Raw genomic sequence first — 21859 nt, 5'->3', positions numbered from 1 at the left:
TTGTAGTGCCCGTATTTTCTCATTAGTTTATGTCTTAATCTACGCTTCGACTGCTATAACTAACTAAGCAAATTCTTTTACCGGAACTTCTGTTTCGGTTTTTTTTGTAAATAATGATACCTTTAGTATTATAAAATACTTTCTTGTGCTGAGATCTAAGAAATTATGTGTGGAGTCTGGTAATTGCTGACACCGGAACACGATCTGATCGGAAACTACTATTTTGTTTCAATATTAAATATAATTTTTGACAATATGAGTCTTATGTTAATGCCAAAGTCCAAGTCTACTCATAACCTTAAGTTCTGCTGAGAACTCTTATGTGGGGTGTAGCGTCTGGTCTACTTCACAGAGTGATTCGCTTTATGCCCTAGATTTTACTTTGGAGAGTGTGCTCTGTTTACCAGATCAGTGAACACAGTCTAAGATATCTAGGAATCAGACAAATTAATATAAAGTTCTTACAAAGTTAAGCAAAAATGACCAAGATTGACTACTCTATTATTTTTAGATTGGTGTGATGATTATGCTTTGCAAACTGCATTTTCTGTGCCATAAAAGCATACACAAACTGAGAGGGCATGCCACAGTTGAGCGCTATTAAGATCTTTCTACGAGTTAATTACGTATTTGCCGCTAAGATTTGAGCGGTGCTAGTGTGAGGATTTCCCTAGACTTTGACATCTTGACAGATCTCAGAAGTACGAATCAGGAGAAAAGACTGTGAAAATGAACTGGTTATTACCTGTTACTGTTGCAACTACTACTGTCTTCATGCTACAATCGCAAGCCCAAGCTGCGAAACTACAATTTTGGCGTTTTGATGCCAGTCAAAACCGATTAGAAATCAACACTGAAGGTGCTGTTCAACCCCAAGCGCAACTCCTGTTCAACCCCACCCGAGTGGTTATTGATTTGCCTGGAACCGACTTTGGACGTTCGCAGTTGATTCAGCCGGTGAATAGTAGTGCAATTCGTACTGTTCGTGTCGGTCAGTTTGATGGACAAACAACTCGTATAGTCATTGAACTTAGTCCAGGTTATAGCCTCGATCCAAAGCAGGTGAAATTTGAAGGCAAAAGTTCTAATCGTTGGGTAGTACAGTTACCAACTCCACAAGTTGAACAAGTTCCTTCATCTTCTGGCAACAATTCTTTTAATGTCTATAGTGTGGTAAAGCCTGACAACTCCACAGCCACTAAAGACGTAATTGTCAATACTGATTCAACACCAAGTAAAGATTTAGTTGTCAATCCTACTGATAGGTCAACGCAAAAACAAACACTTATCAGCAATGCTCAAGGATTGACTCAAATTGAGAGTTTACGTGTTACAGGTGATGGTTTGTTTGTCCGCACAAATGGTCCAAATCCTCAAATCCAGACATTTCGCAGCAGTGACAAGAGTGCTTTTAATATCGATATACTTGGTGCATCTTTGTCACCACGTTTTTCACAGCAGAATATAGCAGTCAATAAGTACGGTATAAAACGTATTGAATTCACTCAACTAAGAACAACGTCTACTGGTGTTCGTATGACGCTGTGGGTAGACAAAAGTAGCCCTGACTGGCGAGCAAGCGTGAGTAGCTTCGGCGGTTTAGTACTTCTGCCTAATGGTGATGCAAGCAAATTATCCACAGAGACTACGGGTAATAGTAGTAATCTTCCTAATTCAAACATAGCTGGGAATGTCACCCAGAGAAGCTCCAACCAAACCCCGCCAGCAAGTGACTCACTATCTACAATTGAGTCTGTAGAACTGACTGCTAGTGGTGGGCAACTCCTTATTAGAGGCGACCAACCTCTCTCGTCTACTAATAGTGGTTGGGATAGAGCTTCTGGTCTATATCGGATCATCATTCCCAATGCTAAGTTGGCAGGTAGCGTTAGAGGACCACGATTTGACGCTAGTAGTCCAGTTCTGCGCGTACGCCTGCAACAACAAGACCCCCGTAGTGTTGCCGTCTACATCCAACCAGCAGGAGGTGTGCGAATTGGACAACTCAATCAACTAACTAGTCAGCTTTTGTCTTTAGAATTACAACGCTCCTTTTCTCCATTAACTCCCCGTTTTAGTTTACCTCCCTTACCACGATCAAACCCACAACCATCATCCTTAGGATCAATGACGAACAATCAGCTGCCAATGCCGCAGATGATGCCGCAGCCAATGCCGCAGCCAATGCCGCGTCCCCGCGTGCCTAATGGACGCGTTGTCATCGTTATTGATCCAGGACATGGCGGTCACGATTCTGGCGCTCCTGGTTTGGGTGGACTGTTGGAAAAAGATGTTGTTTTACCTATTGGCAGAAGAATAGCGAGCATCTTACAGCAAAATGGCGTACAGGTTGCACTCACGCGTGATACTGACTACTTTGTGACCCTTCAGGGACGGGTGGATATGGCAACTCAAGCAAATGCTGATTTATTTGTCAGCGTTCACGCTAACTCTGTTGATCGTCGTCCTGACGTGAATGGGTTGGAAACTTACTATTATGACAGTGGGCTAGATTTGGCTCGTGTTGTCCACAGTAACATTCTCCGAAGTATCCCCACTCTCAAAGACCGGGGAGTACGCAAAGCAAGGTTCTATGTTCTCAGAAAAAGTTCTATGCCCTCGATTTTAGTAGAAACAGGTTACATGAGTGGTCAGGAGGATAATCCTAGGCTGGGAAGCCCTGAATACCAAAATAGAATGGCAGAGGCAATCGCTAATGGTATATTACTGTACTTGCGGCAAAGGTAAGTAGATAGTGAGCCACTTGCGGTGGGTAGTCGCCGAGGTTTTGGTGATTTCCACGTTTATTGTGGAACCGTTGTTCATGGTTCCCCAGCATAAGCAAAGTGGCGTATCTCCTCTACCAGACGCATCCCGATAAGCGTAAGGCGTGCACTCGCTTGCGTACTCCATAGCTCTAAGGCGTGACCGTTTCCACTAGGGTCAGTAGTGGGTAGTCGTGAGTGGAACAATTAACCACTAACAACTAAGCGCTGAGAACTACCAACTAACCATTAACGATTCATCACTAGTAGCTAACAACTAACCACTAACAACTTATTAAATTAACGATATCCGCCTGTGTTTTCATCTTTTACCTTTGAAGGTAATCTTTATGATTTTTCTGAAGCACCGCAACGTGCCCCAATTGGTATTTTTGACAGTGGTGTAGGTGGTTTAACAGTTCTACACCAACTCTACCGTCAACTCCCTAATGAATCGATTATTTACTTTGGGGATACAGCTCGACTTCCATATGGGATTCGCTCGCAAACAGAAATTTTACAGTTTGCACGTGAAATTCTCACCTGGATGCAACAAAAGCATGTCAAAATGGTCGTTATGGCTTGTAACACGAGTTCGGCCTTAGCCCTGGAGGCGGTACGTGAGGAATTCTCTATGCCAATTCTCGGTCTGATCTTACCGGGAGCAAGAGCAGCAGTTAACAGTGGAAAGCGCATTGGTGTTATTGCCACTGCTGCAACCGCCAAAAGCAACGCCTATCGCCATGCTATCCTAGAGATAAATCCCAATGTCCAAGTTTGGCAAGTGAGTTGCCCAGAGTTTGTACCGCTAATTGAGCAAAACCGCATTTATGAACCCTACACACTACAAGTGGTACGCTCATATCTAGAACCACTATTGCAGCATGAAATCGACACATTAGTCTATGGCTGTACTCACTATCCTTTATTGGCACCAGTTTTGCGATCACTCCTCCCCTCCCACGTCAAGCTAGTTGACCCAGCACAATATGTAGTTGCTGCTTGTGCTCAGGATTTAGATATCTTGGGCTTGAGAAATACATACCCACCTTTGCCAACTCGCTTTGCGGTCAGTGGTTGTCCACAACAATTTGCGCAGTCCTCTTTACAGTGGTTGGGTTATACTCCAGCTACTGAGCCAGTACAGTTGACAAATGTCACATTTTCTAGTTTATAATGTCTTGTTGATTAATCATTTAGTCAAGGTTAAAAACCTTGACTAAATGATTAATGAGTCATGAAGGTTAGTTGACACTACCCTATTGCGAATACGACACCACGAGATAGAAATACGCTTGTACTCATACTCTTCTACTTCTTACGCCCAATTCTCGGGCGATATGGGTGACTCATTTGGATTCTGGTTATATTTGTATACTTTGTGTTTATCGTTAGTGATTATCCGAACTTGAGATTATGCGTCCCCGTTTAGAGTGTATCCCTAAAGAGAGATTTGTGGCGGTAGTTTTTTTTCCGGTTTTCTTTGCTAGAGCTAATAGTAGATAAACCGCTAACAAATAACCAGAAGCTAATATAAAAACTATCATAGGCGTTTTCCCGTAAACCATTTTTTTACTAACACTTGTGTATAAGAAATATAAAATTCAATCAGATTTAGCAGAGTCATAACTGCACAAATTTACTGTGGATAGTTGTTTTTGACACTGCTAAATCTATAGGTAGAGAGCTATCTCTCTTTCCTAGGCTTAATTTATATTCGATTTTTGTTGCAAACTATATCTGAAGCCATAGCTTAATTACTTAACAGTAATTTGTAACTACAACTTGAGCAGTCTACCTAGCCTGCATTTTTACGGAAACACTTTATTTGGTTATCCAAGCTATGCACTTTTGCGACACTAATCAAGCAGAGCATTTTTCCTTTACAAGGAAGCGCATAGTTCTAACTGTATAGGCTTATGTACTAGGAGTATAACCAATGAGATATATTCACTAAATGTAGCCTACAGTACTATATTCAAAATCACAGTACGTTATAAGTAAAAACACCAAACGGTGATTTTTCTCTAGTAATGTGAATGTCTCGAAAAAATTAAATCCCTTTATGTTAGCGTAACACAACGACCCTAAGTTTTTGGCTAATTTTTCTGCTAAATTTGAAATTTTCTATTGTACGTTATACAAGATTTAGCGAAAATCTTTCCCAGAAAATAATTGATGTATCATTGGTGACGAGTAAAGGATGTAGGACTTTTCTTGATTCGTTTTCATATCTACTTCAAAAATCTGTGGCTGAAGATAAAGTTTTGCTTAAGATACAGAAATTTTCTCAACTAGAGCAGAGGTATGCTTTGAGAATAAAAGTATAAAAAATATCTCATTAGTGAAATTCTATACTGTAATAGGCATAAGTATATTTTTGTGTTTTGATAAAAAATTAAAGTTTTGTTGACAAGATTTAGCTGCTTTGGTGATGACACGCTACACGCGTTTCATCGCTTGTACTGAAAAACTGTGGTGCCTAACGGCAGAGCTCTAGTGGGAACGACCACGCCTTACGGCTATGGGGTATCTCCTGCAAAGACGCACTTTACGCAGTTGCCTACGTCGTGGGGAGACCCTCCTCATGCGCGCTGTCTCACCAGTCGCCTATCGAGGAGCGATTACAGCAAGCGCGTTTGCGCTCTTGCCTTGGGGAGATCCAAAAAAATAAATATCCAGCCGTATGTCGCAATATTGGGACTACGACGAAAGATCTAGTTTGACGGCTGGATATTTATTTACTGGTAAGTGCCTAGGCGCGTATCAAATTCTGGAAGAAAGCTGCCGGTCATTTGACCTACTTGTTGCAAAAGCGTCTGTAAAACTGGCGCGCAAGTGCTATGCCGAAAACTAATGATTAATGATTCATGAAAACTTTGCGCTAAGACAGGGTTATCTTAGAATAAGTGTAGGATATGTAAACTTTCGTAACTAAAGCCAGAGTCTGCCCATCCATGACCCCAGCCACCTCCCTTTTTTCCCCAGTGGAAGCCGACCTGCAAATACTAGCAGACAACTTGAAACAGCTAGTTGGAAACGGTCATCCGATCCTTTGTGCAGCAGCCGAACATCTCTTTGGAGCTGGGGGAAAGCGCATAAGACCGGCGATCGTCCTGCTGATATCGCGGGCGACCATGCTCGAACAAGACATAACGCCTCGTCACCGACGCTTAGCTGAGATTACAGAAATGATTCACACAGCAAGCTTAGTACATGACGATGTGGTAGATGAATCCGAAATGCGACGTGGTGTTCCCACTGTTCATAGTTTATTTGGCAACAGAATAGCGATCTTAGCAGGAGATTTTCTGTTTGCTCAATCTTCCTGGTATCTAGCCAATCTGGACAATTTAGATGTAGTGAAACTGCTCTCAGAGGTGATTATGGATCTGGCTAGTGGCGAGATTCAGCAGGGCTTGAATCGCTTCGATACAAACATATCGATTGACACTTACCTCAAAAAGACTTACTACAAAACAGCGTCATTAATTGCTAATAGTTCAAAAGCCGCTGGATTACTTAGCAACGTTTCCCAAGAAACAGCCGACCATTTGTATAGCTACGGACGTCACCTTGGTTTAGCATTCCAAATTGTAGATGACATTTTAGATTTCACAAGTTCGACAGATACTTTGGGTAAGCCAGCAGGATCGGATTTGAAAAGCGGTAATTTAACTGCGCCAGTTTTATTTGCATTGGAAGAAAAGCCATATTTAGAAGCTCTGATAGATAGAGAGTTTGCGCAGAAAGGAGACTTAGAGCAAGCTATATCCTTGATACACGATAGTCAAGGTATTCAGCGCTCAAGAGAGTTAGCAGAACATCATGCGAAGGTAGCTGTTGAGCATCTTGCGCATCTTCCATCCTCTGAATCTTGGCAAACCCTGATGAAGATAGCTGATTACGTACTGAGTAGGCTCTATTAAGGCAAACGAGGAAGTGAAGTAGGAAAAATTCTATGTGTTTTTTCCTTATCTTCCTCGCCCTGCACTCCTGTTGTCAGGCAAGATCTGGAGGAATTTGTTTTTTTACTCGGTTTTGCTGTAACTGTTGGTGAATTAAGTGTTGCACCTGAGCTCGTCGGACTTCGATTGAGTCGGTGGTGATGCCAGGGGTTTCAAAAAAAACTATACTGTCTACGGGTTCCATTGCTACCAATTGGAACAAAATGTGAGTGACAGGGATTGGTGCAGCTATCAATTGAGGGTCAAGCCCAGCAGATGAACCAAGTGGGACATCCTGTATTCTAGGGAAAGCATAAATCATGCGCTTTTCCAACTGTGGATTTGCGCGATCACGGTAGGTAGTCAAAACCCAGCTCTGTTCCATGTTCTGGAGAATATAGTACTGGGAGTGGCGTAATTTCCGAGCGATCGCGCTGAGGACAGGAGCGATTGCTGTGACAAGTTGCGGAGTAACACCATCTTGGGGTGCATTGTCAATTAGCAATTGAATTTGTGCTTTTAAGTCCATAATGACCTGTAAACTGGTGAATGGGTAGTGGCAATAACATCTATCAAAAGCGAACAATCAAACAAAATTTGGCAAGATTAAATTCCGATTTATTCCATAACACACGATTTCGGCACGTTTGAGTTGTACGCAAAATCCTCAACCCAATACCCTCAGTCTTACAGGTGGTACATAACTATGTTAGGGTCTTTCTAAACACCAGACTATGAATTCAGCCGCAACCATAACAATTCAGGGAGTAAGTTCTATCGGCGTGGAGGCGATATTTCAACTCCTTTTGAAGGAGCTTCAGCAATTAACCAAAGCTTCGGAGCAAAATTGCCGCGATGTGGCAACACGAATTGCTGCCGAAGTTGATAGAATTTGCAGTGAAAGCAAGCGCATCCAAGCTGCCGGGACTGTAGAAAATTCTGCAATGACCCTTGCCCGACATCGCTTACAACAGTGTTTGAGGTACTACGAGTTGGGTTCCAATCGGGGCAGAATAGAGTTACACAGTACTTTGAGTGCGATTATTTATCGCTACATCAATCCTCCCCAAAGACAATTGAGTTATCAAGGGCGGCTCGTCGTCATCGAAGATTTCTTGCAGAGTTTTTACCTAGAGGGATTAAACGCCTTCCGACGGGAAAATCAACTAGGCACTACCTACCGTCCTCAAACACTTTTGGAATTAGCAGAATACATGGCATTCACAGAACGCTATGCTAAGCGAAGGATTCCTTTACCAGGGCGTCAACAACAGTTGATTATTCTCCGAGCACAAACATTTTCTCAACAACAACCGCCGGAAACGTGCGTAGACATAGAACAAGCAGCGGAAGGTAGTGGTAACGAAGCTGATGGCTCTTGGGAAGATCCAGCAGTGCAGCAGTTGCGAAGTGCGATGGCCACACAACCAGAGCCAGAACCTCAAGAAGATACGTTACGCTCTGTCGTGATTTCTGAACTCATGAATTATTTGGAAGAGCGGCAACAATCAGATTGTGCTGATTACTTTGCTTTGCGCCTCCAGGATTTATCAGCGCAGGAAATTGAGTCAATATTAGGCTTAACTGCTCGCCAGCGGGATTATTTGCAACAGCGCTTTAAATACCATTTAATCAGGTTTGCTTTATTGCATCGCTGGGAATTGGTTCACGAGTGGCTGGAAGCAGATTTACAGACAAATTTGGGCTTAACTCCTCAGCAATGGGAAGTGTATACGGCTCAACTGGACGAGAAACAACAGTCTTTACTAGAGTTGAAACAACAAGGTCATCCTGATGAAAAAATTGCCAAAACTTTAGGATTATCGATGGCACAAATGCAAAAACGGTGGTTTAAAATTCTTGAACAAGCTTGGGAAATTCGTAACTCTCTAATTTCCGGATCAGGTGCATCTACCCATGAATAGTGACTCAGAATCCTTACAAAACCAATTAATCGCTTGGTTGTTGGCAAAAAAGGCCCAAACCAACGATCCAAAATTGGTCAATTGTGAGGAAAATGAAGGGGTAGAACATATTAATCAAACAGCCGCCGCCTTAAACGGTGGCGCTTTTGAGTTAAGGTGTCTACCCCGAACTATTCAACTGGGAGAAATTCCTACTGTGCAAGAACGTTTCCAAGCCGTCGTTAAACGTCGGTTACAAACTCAAATTCAAAATCATCCACCGTTATTTCCTTGGGAAGCTCAGCTTATAGAGTATCCCGAATGTCTAGACAAGCCAGCGCTTGAGTTGGTTCCGGTTTGGGGCTGGGCAGTACAGCAATCGAAACTGAATTTGCCGATTCATCTGCCCGAAAGAATTTTCCAGCAATTGCTGGAGAAGTGTCAGGCGATGATTGCCTCTTCTATACCGTTAGGGGCAAAACTCGTTGCTGCTGTCGAGAGCCTCTTTCCTGAAGAATATCAAACATTGAATGACTTAGCAGGAATAGTGCTAAGAAGTCCCTCTCGTTCAGATGCTCTAGAAACTATGCCGAATCTAGAGAGTGATTACTCAGACTTACAGCCACAGCAACAGATGGCGCTTTCGTTGCTGGCGGCAAAACAGCTACTAGAAAATCTAACTCTGCCAGTTTCAGCTACCAACCCACTAGTAGAAAGACAATGGCTTACAAGTGCAGGTGTTCTGACCCTAAAGGTAGAATACCAAACTCAAGGTCAACTGACCAAGCTAAGAGTTGAAACTGAATTACCATTCAAAGCGATTGTGAACCTCCAAGGAGATGCTGCCCAAGCAACAGCTGAGTCATCAAGTCCGGGATGCCTAAGTGTAGAATTACACAATACGCAACCAAACCAGACTTATACCTTGGAAGTTGAGTTAAAAGAAATAGACCAACAACCGCTTGTATTTGTGATTGTTCCCACCTTATAAATAAGCTTGCCATCGCTAGCAATCCACGTTGATAAACGCGATTGATATAAAATGAATGTCCTGGTTTTGAAAAATCCCCCATTTTTACAAAGCGATCATTAGGGCGTCTACAGAAAGCTGTTGTGAGGAAGACACTGGCAAGTTTGGTTTTACCGACTTGTTTTGTATCTGTGGCGTCCATATCATTGCTTGACTTATATACCCATAGACTGTTTTATCATTAAGATGTCTAACAGATCTAAAAGCCAGGATGAAGTTGGTGTTTACCTGCAAGTCTTTTCTGGCGACAAAATACGCAGGAGTCGCCGTTGATGCAAGTGGAAGGTTCGATGACCTTGGGAGTGCTTGTGCTAGCGTTGGTAATTGTAGGTGTAAGAGTTGTGACGACTAATTGGGTACCGCTTAAAGCGGTGGGCGCAATTTGGAGTTACTACCCTCGCCACAATCGTGATGTCTCGGTTAGGTTCTGTATCACCATAGAAATATTGGCAGCACTGAGAGCTTTGTTTAGGCGATTTTTTGATAAGTTAAATGACAGCCTGCTGGGTTTTGTGGAGTTATTCATTCAACTCCTGTGTATTTCACAAGCTTTGATATATCTTGCTGCAAAGACTTGGGATACTTTATTGTCCAATACGGTTGATATTGCTTGGTCTTGCCCATACACTGAGTCAAACTTTAGAATTAGCCCCCAGTGCTGCTGTTATTTCTTGGAATTACCCTACTAAGCCTAGTGCTAGATTACGGTTTACGACTCGGCTTGCAAACAGTGAAATAGTTTTCGGGCACCGCCTGAAAACAAAATTAAAACAAAAACGATCTTCAAATTTTTTACTTACTGTAAACCGCCTTAGTTCAATTATGAGCCAAGGCGGTTTGATTTTGATCCGAACTACAACATCAAAGATTCGGGATTTGTCGAAATCAACTTCGCCAAATCTTTCAAGAACGCCGCAGCATCAGCACCATAGATAATGCGGTGATCACAGGTTATATTCACCTGCATCTGTTGCTTGACGCCAAATAAACCTTCAGTTGTTGCGACAATTTGCGGACGAGATGCGCCAATTGCCAAAATAGAACCTTGTCCGGGTGGTAGGATTGCATCAAATCTATCTACACCGAACATTCCTAGGTTCGATATTGTAAAGGTACCGCTGTTATACTCCTCCGGTTGCAGCTTTTTCGCTCTCGCGCGATCTACCAAAGACTTCCAATCGCGGGATAGAGAGTATATATCCGCCATATCTGCATTCTGTAATACTGGTGTAATCAATCCCCCGTCATCCATTGCCACCGCTACGGCAACATTTATACTAGAATGGTACACAATTCCTTGTTCTGAGTATCTGGCATTAAGCAGTGGGTGTTTTTGCAATGTCACCGCTACGGCTTTTGCCAGAAGGGTTGTCATAGTCACGCCTTTAGACTTAATTTGTTTATAAAGCTTGTCAAGCGCATCAGTGGTAATTGTGTAACCGATATGGATAACTGGTACGGATAAACTCGCTACCATGTTGCGTGCTACAGCATTTTGCAGGGTAGTAAAAGGTACTATTTGACCTGGTAATGCAGCGATCGCCGGCGCAGGTGCGGGTGCAGGAGCAACTTTAGTGGGTGTAGGTGGAACAGGGGTTGTGGTTGGCGTTGGTTGTGGAGGTGGAACAGGAGTCACTGTGGCGGCTTGTTTGCTAGATTTTCCTGCTGCTGCTTCTACATCCTGGGCGACAATACGACCATGAGGACCACTACCAGAGATGCCACTTAAATCTACTTTCAGTTCCTTGGCTAATTTACGGGCACGAGGTGAAACGATCACCCGACCATTTGTATGGCTGGTAGTTCCGTTTTGAGAAGCAGCGGGTGTTGCGACTGTGGTTGTTTCTGCTATTTTTGGGTTCTTAATAGCTGGAGTTGGTTCATCAATAGCCGCAGTACTCCCAGAATTCGCTTGAGCTGCACTTTCGATTTCAGCTTCGGTTTCCGTCAATAAAGCGATCGCACTTCCAACGGAGGCTGTTTCACCAGCTTGGACGATGATGTGAGCAAGATATCCTTCATAGAAGGATTCCACATCCATATCTGCCTTATCTGACTCGACAACCACCACTGTTTCGCCTTTTTCCACTTTATCTCCAGGAGATTTTACCCAGGAGACGATTTTACCTTCGGTCATGGTGGAACTTAGCGCCGGCATAAATACTTCGTAAATGCTCATATAGGTGGTTTGGTGAATCGATAATTAATGGACTTTTACAGTTTGTGTTAGATCGAATTGTATCTTGACCTCGCGACCCTAGGGGCGCAGTTTTGGGAAACATAGATCTTGGGTGTACGACACTCATTCTTGAGGAAGAATTCACAAGTTAGAAGTCACAATCAAATCTATTGGTATTGGGACCCCAACCAATTGTAGATACCCCCTACTCCTTTGTTGCGTCGTACAGGAGTCATTGTGACCGGAGGCGGAGCTATCCAGCGCTCCGCTCCTGAACGCCCTTCGGGTATGCGCAAAGCGTCCGCTTGCGCTTACGCCAGTCGCCTGGCTGTCGGGAAACAAGGATCGCAGCGCTGGACTCACCAGACACCTACGGAGGGAGAACGCCACATGCTAACTCCTGCACGCCTACGCTGCTTTGTAAGTCCCAAAGGGACACCCTTACGCGTATCTCCTGCACAGACGCTCTTGCAAGGCTCGATTCGTGCGCTTTGCGCTTACAAGCCGGGAAACCCTAGTCGAGCAGTGGCTCCCCTCCTGCATGCCTAGCGCTGCTCCTGACACCTTCGTTCTTTTGTTAAAAATTGACCAGGTAATAATAACATTCTTATTTTTTTTGATACCCTTACATTCTGATACCTCTAGTCACTCAATAGTGGTGAGGAACTATCTTAAGACCACAAGGTCTATTTATTTGTATTTCTCATCACGACTGTCAAAATCTAAATTCCACTCAGAAGTAAGAACAAGAACGATACCTGAATCTAAGATTCAAAATTAATATTTAACCTGATTTTAATTGGCTGTTAAATTTTATGTCGGCAAAGTTGAAGTTATTTTTGATTGTGATACTCAGTATCTTTGCCACCGCTGCTACTGGTGTTTACATCACTCAGCGCCAGCCATCTGAAGCGGTTTCTAGTTTGAACAATGGGCAAGTACCTCAGTTTTCAGATGCCAACATAGCACAGGAAATTGTCAACTCGGAGCGGGCAAATTATAACACTATACCTCTGGAAAGTATTAACTCTCCTCTCCAAGGTAGTGATCCAGCAGATCTTGCGGTCAATGCCTTTGATAACATGGATTCAACCTTAAAAACTCGCAAGGTTGAGGTGTTTTATCCCTACCCCAATCAAGCGTTAGTAACAATCACGCAAATTGAGCCAGCAAAGAATTTTCTCAAAGCAATCAAATATCGAGTTGAACTGACAACCTTTGGGCGATCATTTTTTGTAAGTTCCCCTCGTGTATGGCAAATTGTTTGGGCTGGCTCCCAGGTACAATGTATATCTGGAAGCAGCCTTCTAAAACCACAGTCAACCCAAATCTGTCAATAGTTATTTGTTCTTAGTCTTAGTCACTCTATAACAACCAAGAATAAAGGACAAATTTAAATATCACCGCGAATTTCTTCTACAACACCATCACGTAACACAACTTCTACGTTCAATTTGTTAATCAAGTTATCACCTGGTTCCACGTGAAAAAAGCTTTCCATTTGAAATTGGTTAACTTCTTGATCCAACTCTAAAAACTGGACTTGCTGGAGATTTTGCAGACTTTGATTTTTTTGCTCCAAAAGTTCACTTTTCTTTTGATTAACTTGACCTTGAATATTCTCAATTTGTTGCAGGGTTTGGGGACCTGGTGGTTGCAGACTCTGCTTTTGAACTGCTGAAATCGCCCGCTGTCCTTCCATGTCGATTTGTTGCAGTTGCTGGTCAATTTGATTAATTTGCGCTTGCAGTTGCTGCTGCACTTCGTCTTTCCAAAGAGGAGTGACGATCGCTTTGACGTTAACAACCCGTTTTAGCAGCAGTTGAGATTTCGAGGCATCCATAAATGTTTCACGTTCACTCTATAATTTGCAGGTGGAATCTAATCAGGCAAACATTGGGTTAATAATATCGTGATAGCGCTCCATCACGACCTGTCGCCTAATTTTCAGTGTTTGTGTCATCAAACCATTTTCTGGTGAAAACGGCTCTAGAATCAGCTTGAACGGACCAATGCGGTCATCCGGTCGATAACCTGGACGGTTTTGCACTTCCCGAATCAATTCTTGCCGAAATAAATCCTGAATTATTTTACTCTCCAAGGTGACTTCCGTCTTGCCTGCGGGATCTTCAGTACTTATTTGTTTGACGGCTTCATCGCTTGAAGGTAGATGCAGATTTTTAGCTTGAAGCCATTTTTCTAGGGCTAACAAATTGGGGACGATCAATGCACCGAGACTGCGTTGGTCTTGTCCAACAAGCATTATCTGATCTATGTAGGGCGATCGCAAACACGCATCTTCAATTGGCTGCGGCTCGATATTTTCCCCATTGGTTAATACAATCGTATCCTTTGCTCGTCCGGTCAGAACCAAGTCATTTTGTGGTGTCACCCAACCCAAATCACCGCTATCAAACCAACCGTCCTTGTCAATTGCTTTGGCTGTTGCTTCAGGATTTTGGAAATAGCCTTGCATAATTTGTGGTCCTCGCAGCATCACCAAACCTCGGTTCCCAAGTGGCACAGGTTTGCGAGTTTCCGGATCTAGTATTTTCGTTTCTGTACCTGGTACTGGTTCCCCAGATGAACCGCGCACATTATGCCAAGGACGACGCACATGTACGATGGGAGAAGTTTCCGTCAAGCCATAGCCCTGCAAAATCTCTACATTAATAATTTCAAAAAACTCATCTATATACTTGGGAAGTGCGCCGCCACCGCTAATCATCTGTTTTATTTCTCCCCCAGTTGCTTCTCGTACCTTGGCATAAACAAGCCGTTCTCCCAAAGCGTGGAGAGGAAACAAAGCTGATGCTTGTATACTAGCTGCTAATCGCTCGACCGTTGAGGGGTTGAGATTTTCTAAACTCGCTCCTTGGGCGATTCGCCGCGCTTTAATATACTTTTGGCTAACACCCAAAAGGTAGTCAATTAGGCGTTGCTTGTTTGCTGGTTGTTCGCGAAACTGCTTTTGTACCCCCTCATAAATTGATTCCAATAACCGGGGTACACACACCATGTAATTAGGTTTAAATTCTTTCAAATCCCCTTTAACAGACCGCAGGTTAGTGTAAATTTGGGTACAACCTTGAGATAGTAAGAAGTATTCACACGTGCGTTCATAGCTGTGCCAACTGGGGAGAATACTGAGAACAACTTCTCCTGGCTTTGGTTGCAATACCGTTCCACATACTACCATTTGGTGCATCAAATTACCGTGAGAAAGCATCACCCCTTTGGGTTTCCCTGTAGTACCAGAAGTATATATAAGTGTTGCCAAAGTATCGTGATTTTGCTTAACTGGTGTCAAGCTATGCTGTGTCCCAATTTCAAGCAATTGAGTAAAGTTTACTATTTTCAGGGTTTCATCTGTTGGTGCGGCTTCATCACTCAGCAAGATGACCAATTGAATTGGCAAATCACCAAGACGCTGTTTAAGCTTGTTGAAAGTTTTTAAATCTTCCACCACTAGCGCTGTACTACCACTATTTCCCAAGATAAATACAAGTTCTTCTCGTTCTGCTTGGGAGCTACGAACTGCATCAACCGCCCCAGCAGTCATAATGCCTTGATCTGCAATGAACCAGCGCGGACTATTATCCGAAATCAGGGAGACACGCTCTGTTGGTTTCACCCCCAATGCTTGCAATCCTGCAGCAAAATATTGAATTTTTTGAAAGAGTTGCGTATATGTAATAACAACTTCTGGTTTAGCATGAGGATCGCGAAGAGCAATAGTATCACCACATCGCTTTGCTACCAACGGCCATATTTCTGGCAGTGAATTTAAGTTGGAGTAATCTGCCAAACGCTGTAAATTCATGCGCTCTAGCTCAGAAAGGTTAGAGATTATAGAAGAAATCTCGTATGTTTTCGACATAACACCTCTCCCAAATAGAAAATTGTTTATATCTCCAGCATATTCCGATCTGTGGTTCAAATAGTAAATTGAAAATGACACATTTTATTTTGTCTATAGCAATGCTCAAAATTTGATGAATCTATTGATTAACAAAAGTTTATGTTATAGTGAATTTATCTGAGAGAGAAGCAAGGCCAAATTTTGCTTTTAACTTGTTACAGAAATATTGCTTTTGAATAAAAGCAACAAGCACCTCATTTGTAAAAGTAAAGTCACGACCTATGCCTTTGATAGACATTTTGCTGTTGACGGTAATAAATATTGTTGCATGTCTTGTATTTCCTAAACTCATATCTGTCATTCTGGCTACTTTCACTAGGCAGAATCAGTTATTGCAGAGTACCTTAACAAGGCAAAAAGAGGTAATTTCAATTACCAGTTTTCCGTATTGCACAAGTTACACCTTGACAAAAGAACCGTTTTGTAGATTCCGTCCCAGTTTTTGTGACAGGTGTTCTCCTGGTTAATAGGGTAAAGTTATCAGTTAACTTATGCGTAAATCAAGACATCAGATTTGTATCTATCCTGTATAGAAACTTAATAAATCTTCACGGTTAACTGATAACTCAATTTGCTTATTTCTAAAATAATTATTCAGTCTATAGTTAGAATCAAAAACTCTTATAGTAAAAGTTACTTATAGATATAACAAGAAATTCAAATTCTGCTTTTGGTTATTTCAACGAATTTTGTTTAAAAATAAAAATATATAAAGAGCACCTTCATAAAAAAGGGAATTATCTATGAGTTTGATAGACGGTTTATTCCTAACCTTGATAAACGTTGTAGTCTGTCTTGCGTTTCCCAAGTTACTATCTGTCATGTTGAATCTTAAGAATAAACGCTTTGAATCATCACAGGTTACTTTGTCCTCAACCGGTGCGAAATCTTAGGTGGTCAGTTCTCCTTACAGAATTTGAAGCACAAAACGGTGGAAGCGTCAATAAGAAAACTATAAATGCACACAAAACCATTTGTGTGCATTTATGTTTATCTATCTATCTTTATTACAGCAGTTTTCATTTATTGAAACTAGTAGTCTGTGGGTTTTTGCGCCTGATGCACAAGACAATTTAAATGTCACGCATTTAAATTACATTTTTGAATGACTTGGTGAGGTGATGATGGAAGAACGAAAATCGTTTCAACCACTTAACTTATTTGAATACGAACAGCTAGCGACCAAATCTCTGTCTCAAATGGCTTTGGACTACTACGCTAGCGGTGCGTGGGATGAAGTGACACTGCGGGATAACCGCGCTGCTTTTGAAAAATTTAAACTTCGTCCGCGATCGCTTGTAGATGTCAGTCAGCGCAACCTAGCAACTGAGGTTTTAGCTCAACCGCTTCAAATACCTTTGTTGATTGCTCCGATGGCGTTTCAATGTCTTGCCAATCCACAAGGAGAAGTTGCAACAGCAACAGCCGCTGCATCTGCTGGTGTTGGCATGGTGTTGAGTACTCTTTCTACCAAAACCATAGAAGAAGTCGCAGCAGTGTGTCACGACACAAATCTTCAAACTCCCCAATGGTTCCAGCTTTACATCCACAAAGACCGAGGACTAACTCGTGCCTTGGTTGAAAGGGCTTATACTGCAGGCTATAAAGCACTTTGTATAACTGTAGACGCTCCTGTTTTGGGACGGCGAGAACGAGACAAGCGCAATGAGTTTGCTCTACCACCAGATATGCAATTGGCTAATCTCACAAATTTATCAGGGTTGAACATTCCTCAAAAACAAGGGGAATCTGGATTGTTTACTTATTTTGCTCAGCAACTTGACCCTGCAGTTACGTGGCAAGATTTAGAATGGCTTGAGTCTTTATGTCCGCTTCCCTTGGTGGTGAAAGGAATTTTACGGGCAGATGATGCTGTTCGTGCTGTCGAGTCTGGAGCAAAAGCAATTGTTGTGTCTAATCACGGTGGGCGTCAATTAGATGGAGCGATCGCATCTATTGACGCTTTGGCTGAGGTGGTAGATGCTGTGGGCGATCGCGCTGAAGTATTATTAGATGGTGGTATCCGTAGAGGTACTGATATCCTCAGAGCACTAGCACTGGGAGCAAAAGCAGTGCTTGTGGGACGTCCTGTGTTGTGGGGATTAGCCGTAGCAGGAGAAGCTGGTGTTGCTCATGTCATTGATATTCTCCGAGATGAATTAGATGTGGCTATGGCGCTCAGTGGTTGTGCGAGTTTGGAAAAGATTGACTCTAGTTTGTTATTTTCCGAAAAGCATCGCTCTAGATAACAGATGAAATACTTTTCCTTTTGCTGCGGGGTAAATTTACCTGGGGTAGGTTGAAAGCCCCTCAGTAAGAATCTTGGCTCAACCGAGCCTATTGATTTTTCATTGGCATACTGTTCACCCTGTATCACAGCGTACACCTTGATTGTCCTTGCGTCTTTGTCAAGATTTTGAGATATTAAATTGAAAAATTAATTCAGATAAATACTTATGGCAACCGAGCAAGAGCTTCAATCTCTTTTTAATACTTTAGATACCGATCAAGATGGCAAAGTCTCCCTTAATGAGCTTTTTTCCAGTCCTGGCTTAAGTGCGGTTATCTTGGCAGAAACAGGTGCGAGTAGCCCTCAAGAGTTACTAGCACAGTATAATTCAAACGGTGGTATTACCTTTGAAGAGTTAAAGGAAGCAGTTAAAAAAGCAAGTAATTTTAACTAGGAGCTAGACTCTAATACTGTTTCACATTACCAATATGACTTCAACCTGTCCCAGTGGCGGGTTTTATTGTTCCAATATTAAAAAAGTTCTAAATAGTGCGTTGACACTCCCCTGCCGTCATGCGAGGGGATTCTACATTCATCGTCAAAACTTGCTCTAGCAGGCTTGCACCAACTAGCGTAGCGGTTCCGACTCCTGTAGCGTTACTTCGGGACTGCCCGTCCCTAGCTCTCGCAAGATTTAGAATATTTATTGCTGCGTTCACGTCCCTTTGCAACTTGCAGCCACAACTGCATTTATGCGTTCTAGTTGAAAGGGACTTTTTCACAATTGCGCCACAGTCAGAGCATTAGGACAGTACTGAAGCAGGGTTTCCCTCACTTGGTATCTGTCCGTCCCCTGCCTGAAGTACGTTTGCGCAGCGTCCCTTTTAGGGACTAGAACGGTACTACGTACCTGCTTCTCAGGGGTTTTCAGCCTACTACCTTATAAGACATATTTGCGCACTCATCTAGAGTTTGAAAAACCCCAGAAGCGGTGATTGAGTGAGAGTGCAATCTTGTCAATGAGTATGATTACTTTTAGGCTGACTTTGAAATGGTGGTTTGCTGACTCCTGATGCGTATATCCGCGCCTATTGTCAAATAAAAATTACAAAGGGCACACTTTTGTCTCAAAACCTGGTATGAGTACTCAAGAACCGTAATTTAACAACGAATCTTTATAACAGTACTTTTTAAATATGGAACAAGTGCGTCACCCACTCTTTCTTCTCACCTTACCCCTTGCAGCCGTATTCAGCTTGACCTACCTTACCGTAGCCAAAGCACAAATCACTCCTGATAACAGTCTCGGTGCAGAAAATTCTGTTGTCACTCCCAATGTTGAGATTAAGGGTATTCCTAGCGACAGGATTGATGGGGGCGCAACTCGTGGGGCGAATTTGTTTCACAGTTTTCAAGAATTTAATATCAATGCTGGTAGAGGAGCTTATTTTTCCAATCCAGCGGGAATTGCAAACATACTCACCAGAGTGACTGGGGGTAATGTCTCGAATATTCAAGGTGTTTTGGGTGTGTTGGGCAAAGCGAACTTGTTCTTGATCAACCCGAATGGAATTCTGTTTGGACCAAATGCCCGGTTGGATGTGGGTGGTTCATTTTTGGGAAGTACGGCAAATAGTTTGCTGTTTAAGAATGGGTTTGAGTTTAGTGCAACGAATCCCCAAGCACCGCCATTGTTAACGATAACTGCTCCGGTTGGGTTGAGCTATCGGGAGAATTTTAAAAATATTACCAATCAGTCTCAGGCTGTTGATGATAGTGGTAATCCTGTTGGTCTTACTGTTCCAGAAGGAAATTCATTAGCACTGGTGGGTGGTAACGTCAACTTAGAAGGTGGAATACTGTTTGCACGAGGAGGACGAGTTGAGTTAGGAGGATTATCTGCTGCTGGGACGGTAGGACTCAATGGTGATGGGAGTTTGAGTTTTCCTGTGGGAGTGCAAAGAGCGGATGTATCGCTAACGAATGGTGCGGAAGTTAACGTTAGGTCAGGTGGTGGCGGTAGTATTGCAGTTAATGCCCGGAATTTAGAGATGACGGGAGGAAGTTTCCTCAGCGCTGGAATAGGGCAAGGTTTGGGGACAGTTGGTACTCAAACGGGAGATATTTCGGTTAATGCCACCGGGGCAATAAACCTTAATAATAGTGACATTTTTAATCAGGTGCGACCAAGAGCAAATGGACAGGGAGGTGATGTCAGTATCAGTGCTAACAGCTTGCGGCTTGAGAGTGGGGCACAGATAGGTGCTGACACTTTGGGTGCGGGCAAGGGGGGTTCTTTGAGCGTTGATGCCCAAGATGTGCAATTGATTGGTACAACCGCTGATGGTCAGTTTCCTAGTGGCTTGTTTGCTTCTACACAGCCAAACTCAACAGGAGATGCGGGTGACCTTACAATCAAAACCAATACCTTGCTAGTGCGAGATGGGGCAGTGGTAAGTACTAGTACTTTCGGTGCGGGAAAGGGGGGTAGTTTGACTGTTGATGCCCAAGATGTGCAGATTATTGGTAGAACCGCTGATGGTCAGTTTTCTAGTACCTTGGGTGCTTCTGCACAGCCAAACTCTACAGGAGATGCGGGTGACCTTACAATCAAAACCAATACCTTGCTGGTGCGAGATGGGGCACAGGTATTTACTAGCACTTTCGATGTGGGCAAGGGGGGTTCTTTGAGCGTTGATGCCCAAGATGTGCAACTGATTGGTACAAGCGCTGATGGTCGGGTTCCCAGTGCCTTGGGTGCTTCTGCACAGCGAAACTCAACAGGGGATGCGGGTGAGCTTACAATCAAAACCAATACCTTACTCGTGCGAGATGGGGCACAGGTACAAGCTGCCACTTCCGGTAAGGGCAAGGGGGGTAGTTTGAGCGTTGATGCCCAAGATGTGCAGTTGATTGGTAGAACTCCTGATGGTCAGTTTCCTAGTGGCTTGCTTGCTTCTGCACAGCGAAACTCAACAGGGGATGCGGGTGATCTTACAGTCAAAACCAATACCTTACTAGTGCAAGATGGGGCAATAGTAAGCGTGGCGAGTCGTGGAACAGGATCTGCAGGCAACATGACGTTAAATGCACGCTCTATCCGTTTAAACAACAATGCCTCACTCACCGCCGATACACAAAGTGCTAAAGTTGACCCGAATAGAGAGCAAGCGACAATTAACATTAACTCACAAGATTTGATCATGAGTCGCAACAGCATCATCGCAACCAACGCCACAGGAGAAAACGTTATTGGCGGCAACATCAATATTAATACCGGTATCCTGGTTGGCTTTGACAATAGCGATATCACTGCTAACTCTGCTAATTCCCGTGGCGGTAATGTTAAAATCAATAGCCGAGGTATTTTTGGCTTTCAGTCTCGCAATCCAGCTTCCCCAAATACAAGCGACATCACCGCCACTGGGGCAACTGACGGGTTAAGTGGTAATGTGCTAATTAATGTAGTTGATATTGACCCCACCCAAGGGTTATTTCAATTGACACAAACTGTAGTAGATCCGGCACAGCAAATTGCTCTAAATCCCTGTGTCAAAGGTTTTGGTAGCACTTTCACTGTTACCGGACGCGGCGGACTGCCATCTGATCCAAATAAAATTCTCAGTAGTGACAATGTGCGTGTTAATTTAATAAAGCCTGTCGCCAGTACGGTAAGTTCAACAAGTGCAACACAAAAGCAGCCATCTCAAAAGCCACCTGTCAAACAGATAATACCAGCACAGGGTTGGATATATAACGAAAAAGGTCAAGTGGTGCTGGTTGGTTATGATCCGACTAAGACTGGTCCACAGCGGCAGCAGCCAGCACCTACTAGTAATTGTGCTGCAACAAAATAGCTACAGTGTTAGACAGCATAAAATA

17 protein-coding genes and 1 pseudogene are annotated in these 21859 nt (G+C 43.1%); 12 read left to right on the top strand and 6 right to left on the bottom strand.

Annotated features, from left to right (window positions below):
* The first annotated feature begins 729 nt into the window (after positions 1-729).
* From DP114_RS08230 to sds, 4 genes are all read left to right on the top strand, one after another.
* On the top strand, positions 730-2748 hold the full coding sequence (locus DP114_RS08230) for an N-acetylmuramoyl-L-alanine amidase (protein ID WP_211178677.1): 2019 nt from the start codon (positions 730-732) through the stop codon (positions 2746-2748).
* Positions 2749-2755: 7 nt separating this feature from the next.
* Positions 2756-2881, top strand: a complete 126-nt coding sequence (locus DP114_RS35715) for a hypothetical protein (protein WP_256379352.1) — start codon at positions 2756-2758, stop codon at positions 2879-2881.
* A 200-nt stretch (positions 2882-3081) separates the two neighbouring features.
* Positions 3082-3942 (top strand): glutamate racemase, encoded by an 861-nt coding sequence (murI, locus tag DP114_RS08225; RefSeq protein WP_171975869.1) that lies wholly within the window; start codon positions 3082-3084, stop codon positions 3940-3942.
* Positions 3943-5722: 1780 nt separating this feature from the next.
* Positions 5723-6694 (top strand): solanesyl diphosphate synthase, encoded by a 972-nt coding sequence (sds, locus tag DP114_RS08220; protein WP_169267790.1) that lies wholly within the window; start codon positions 5723-5725, stop codon positions 6692-6694.
* A 73-nt stretch (positions 6695-6767) separates the two neighbouring features.
* On the opposite strand, the gene DP114_RS08215 is transcribed toward sds, so the two are convergent.
* Positions 6768-7241 (bottom strand): hypothetical protein, encoded by a 474-nt coding sequence (locus tag DP114_RS08215; protein ID WP_171975868.1) that lies wholly within the window; start codon positions 7239-7241, stop codon positions 6768-6770.
* A 205-nt stretch (positions 7242-7446) separates the two neighbouring features.
* Here DP114_RS08215 and hetZ point away from each other — a divergent pair, with 205 nt between their 5' ends.
* The 3 genes from hetZ (at position 7447) to DP114_RS08200 (ending at position 10335) form a co-directional block, all read left to right on the top strand.
* Positions 7447-8637, top strand: a complete 1191-nt coding sequence (gene hetZ, locus DP114_RS08210; RefSeq protein ID WP_169267789.1) for a heterocyst differentiation protein HetZ — start codon at positions 7447-7449, stop codon at positions 8635-8637.
* Positions 8630-9607 (top strand): PatU, encoded by a 978-nt coding sequence (locus tag DP114_RS08205; RefSeq protein WP_169267788.1) that lies wholly within the window; start codon positions 8630-8632, stop codon positions 9605-9607. Before hetZ ends, DP114_RS08205 begins: the two co-directional genes overlap by 8 nt.
* Positions 9608-9918: 311 nt before the next feature.
* Positions 9919-10335, top strand: a complete 417-nt coding sequence (locus DP114_RS08200; protein WP_172195174.1) for a hypothetical protein — start codon at positions 9919-9921, stop codon at positions 10333-10335.
* A gap of 164 nt (positions 10336-10499) precedes the next feature.
* Here DP114_RS08200 and DP114_RS08195 read toward each other — a convergent pair whose 3' ends face one another.
* Positions 10500-11825 (bottom strand): dihydrolipoamide acetyltransferase family protein, encoded by a 1326-nt coding sequence (locus DP114_RS08195; RefSeq protein ID WP_171975866.1) that lies wholly within the window; start codon positions 11823-11825, stop codon positions 10500-10502.
* Positions 11826-12038: 213 nt separating this feature from the next.
* On the opposite strand from DP114_RS08195, the gene DP114_RS08190 reads away from it, so the two are divergent.
* Positions 12039-12374, top strand: coding sequence for a hypothetical protein (locus tag DP114_RS08190; RefSeq protein ID WP_169267786.1), 336 nt, complete (start codon positions 12039-12041; stop codon positions 12372-12374).
* A gap of 266 nt (positions 12375-12640) precedes the next feature.
* Positions 12641-13165 (top strand): hypothetical protein, encoded by a 525-nt coding sequence (locus DP114_RS08185; RefSeq protein WP_171975865.1) that lies wholly within the window; start codon positions 12641-12643, stop codon positions 13163-13165.
* Between the two features lie 53 nt (positions 13166-13218).
* Here the strand turns inward: DP114_RS08185 and DP114_RS08180 are convergent, their stop codons facing one another.
* From DP114_RS08180 to DP114_RS08170, 3 genes are all read right to left on the bottom strand, one after another.
* Positions 13219-13668 carry a YlqD family protein gene (locus DP114_RS08180; RefSeq protein WP_169267784.1) on the bottom strand — a complete coding sequence of 150 codons (450 nt, stop codon included), beginning with the start codon at positions 13666-13668 and terminating at the stop codon, positions 13219-13221.
* Between the two features lie 42 nt (positions 13669-13710).
* Positions 13711-15705, bottom strand: a complete 1995-nt coding sequence (locus DP114_RS08175) for an AMP-dependent synthetase/ligase (protein ID WP_171975864.1) — start codon at positions 15703-15705, stop codon at positions 13711-13713.
* A 139-nt stretch (positions 15706-15844) separates the two neighbouring features.
* On the bottom strand, positions 15845-16063 hold the full coding sequence (locus DP114_RS08170) for a hypothetical protein (protein ID WP_169267782.1): 219 nt from the start codon (positions 16061-16063) through the stop codon (positions 15845-15847).
* Between the two features lie 805 nt (positions 16064-16868).
* On the opposite strand from DP114_RS08170, the gene DP114_RS08165 reads away from it, so the two are divergent.
* The gene (locus DP114_RS08165) at positions 16869-17996 is read left to right on the top strand and encodes an alpha-hydroxy acid oxidase (protein ID WP_171975862.1); all 1128 of its coding nucleotides are present in this window, start codon (positions 16869-16871) and stop codon (positions 17994-17996) included.
* A gap of 207 nt (positions 17997-18203) precedes the next feature.
* Positions 18204-18431 (top strand): EF-hand domain-containing protein, encoded by a 228-nt coding sequence (locus DP114_RS08160; RefSeq protein WP_169267781.1) that lies wholly within the window; start codon positions 18204-18206, stop codon positions 18429-18431.
* Between the two features lie 88 nt (positions 18432-18519).
* Here the strand turns inward: DP114_RS08160 and DP114_RS08155 are convergent.
* Positions 18520-18780 (bottom strand): annotated as a pseudogene (locus DP114_RS08155) (zinc ribbon domain-containing protein); the annotation flags it as partial.
* Between the two features lie 393 nt (positions 18781-19173).
* On the opposite strand from DP114_RS08155, the gene DP114_RS08150 reads away from it, so the two are divergent.
* Positions 19174-21834 carry a two-partner secretion domain-containing protein gene (locus DP114_RS08150; RefSeq protein WP_171975861.1) on the top strand — a complete coding sequence of 887 codons (2661 nt, stop codon included), beginning with the start codon at positions 19174-19176 and terminating at the stop codon, positions 21832-21834.
* Positions 21835-21859: the final 25 nt, after the last annotated feature.

Origin of the sequence: Brasilonema sennae CENA114, from assembly GCF_006968745.1 — a bacterium.
In the GTDB taxonomy this organism is placed as follows: Bacteria; Cyanobacteriota; Cyanobacteriia; order Cyanobacteriales; family Nostocaceae; genus Brasilonema; species Brasilonema sennae.
Note: the sequence above shows the minus strand (reverse complement) of the source record. Positions and strands in the feature narration are given on the sequence as shown.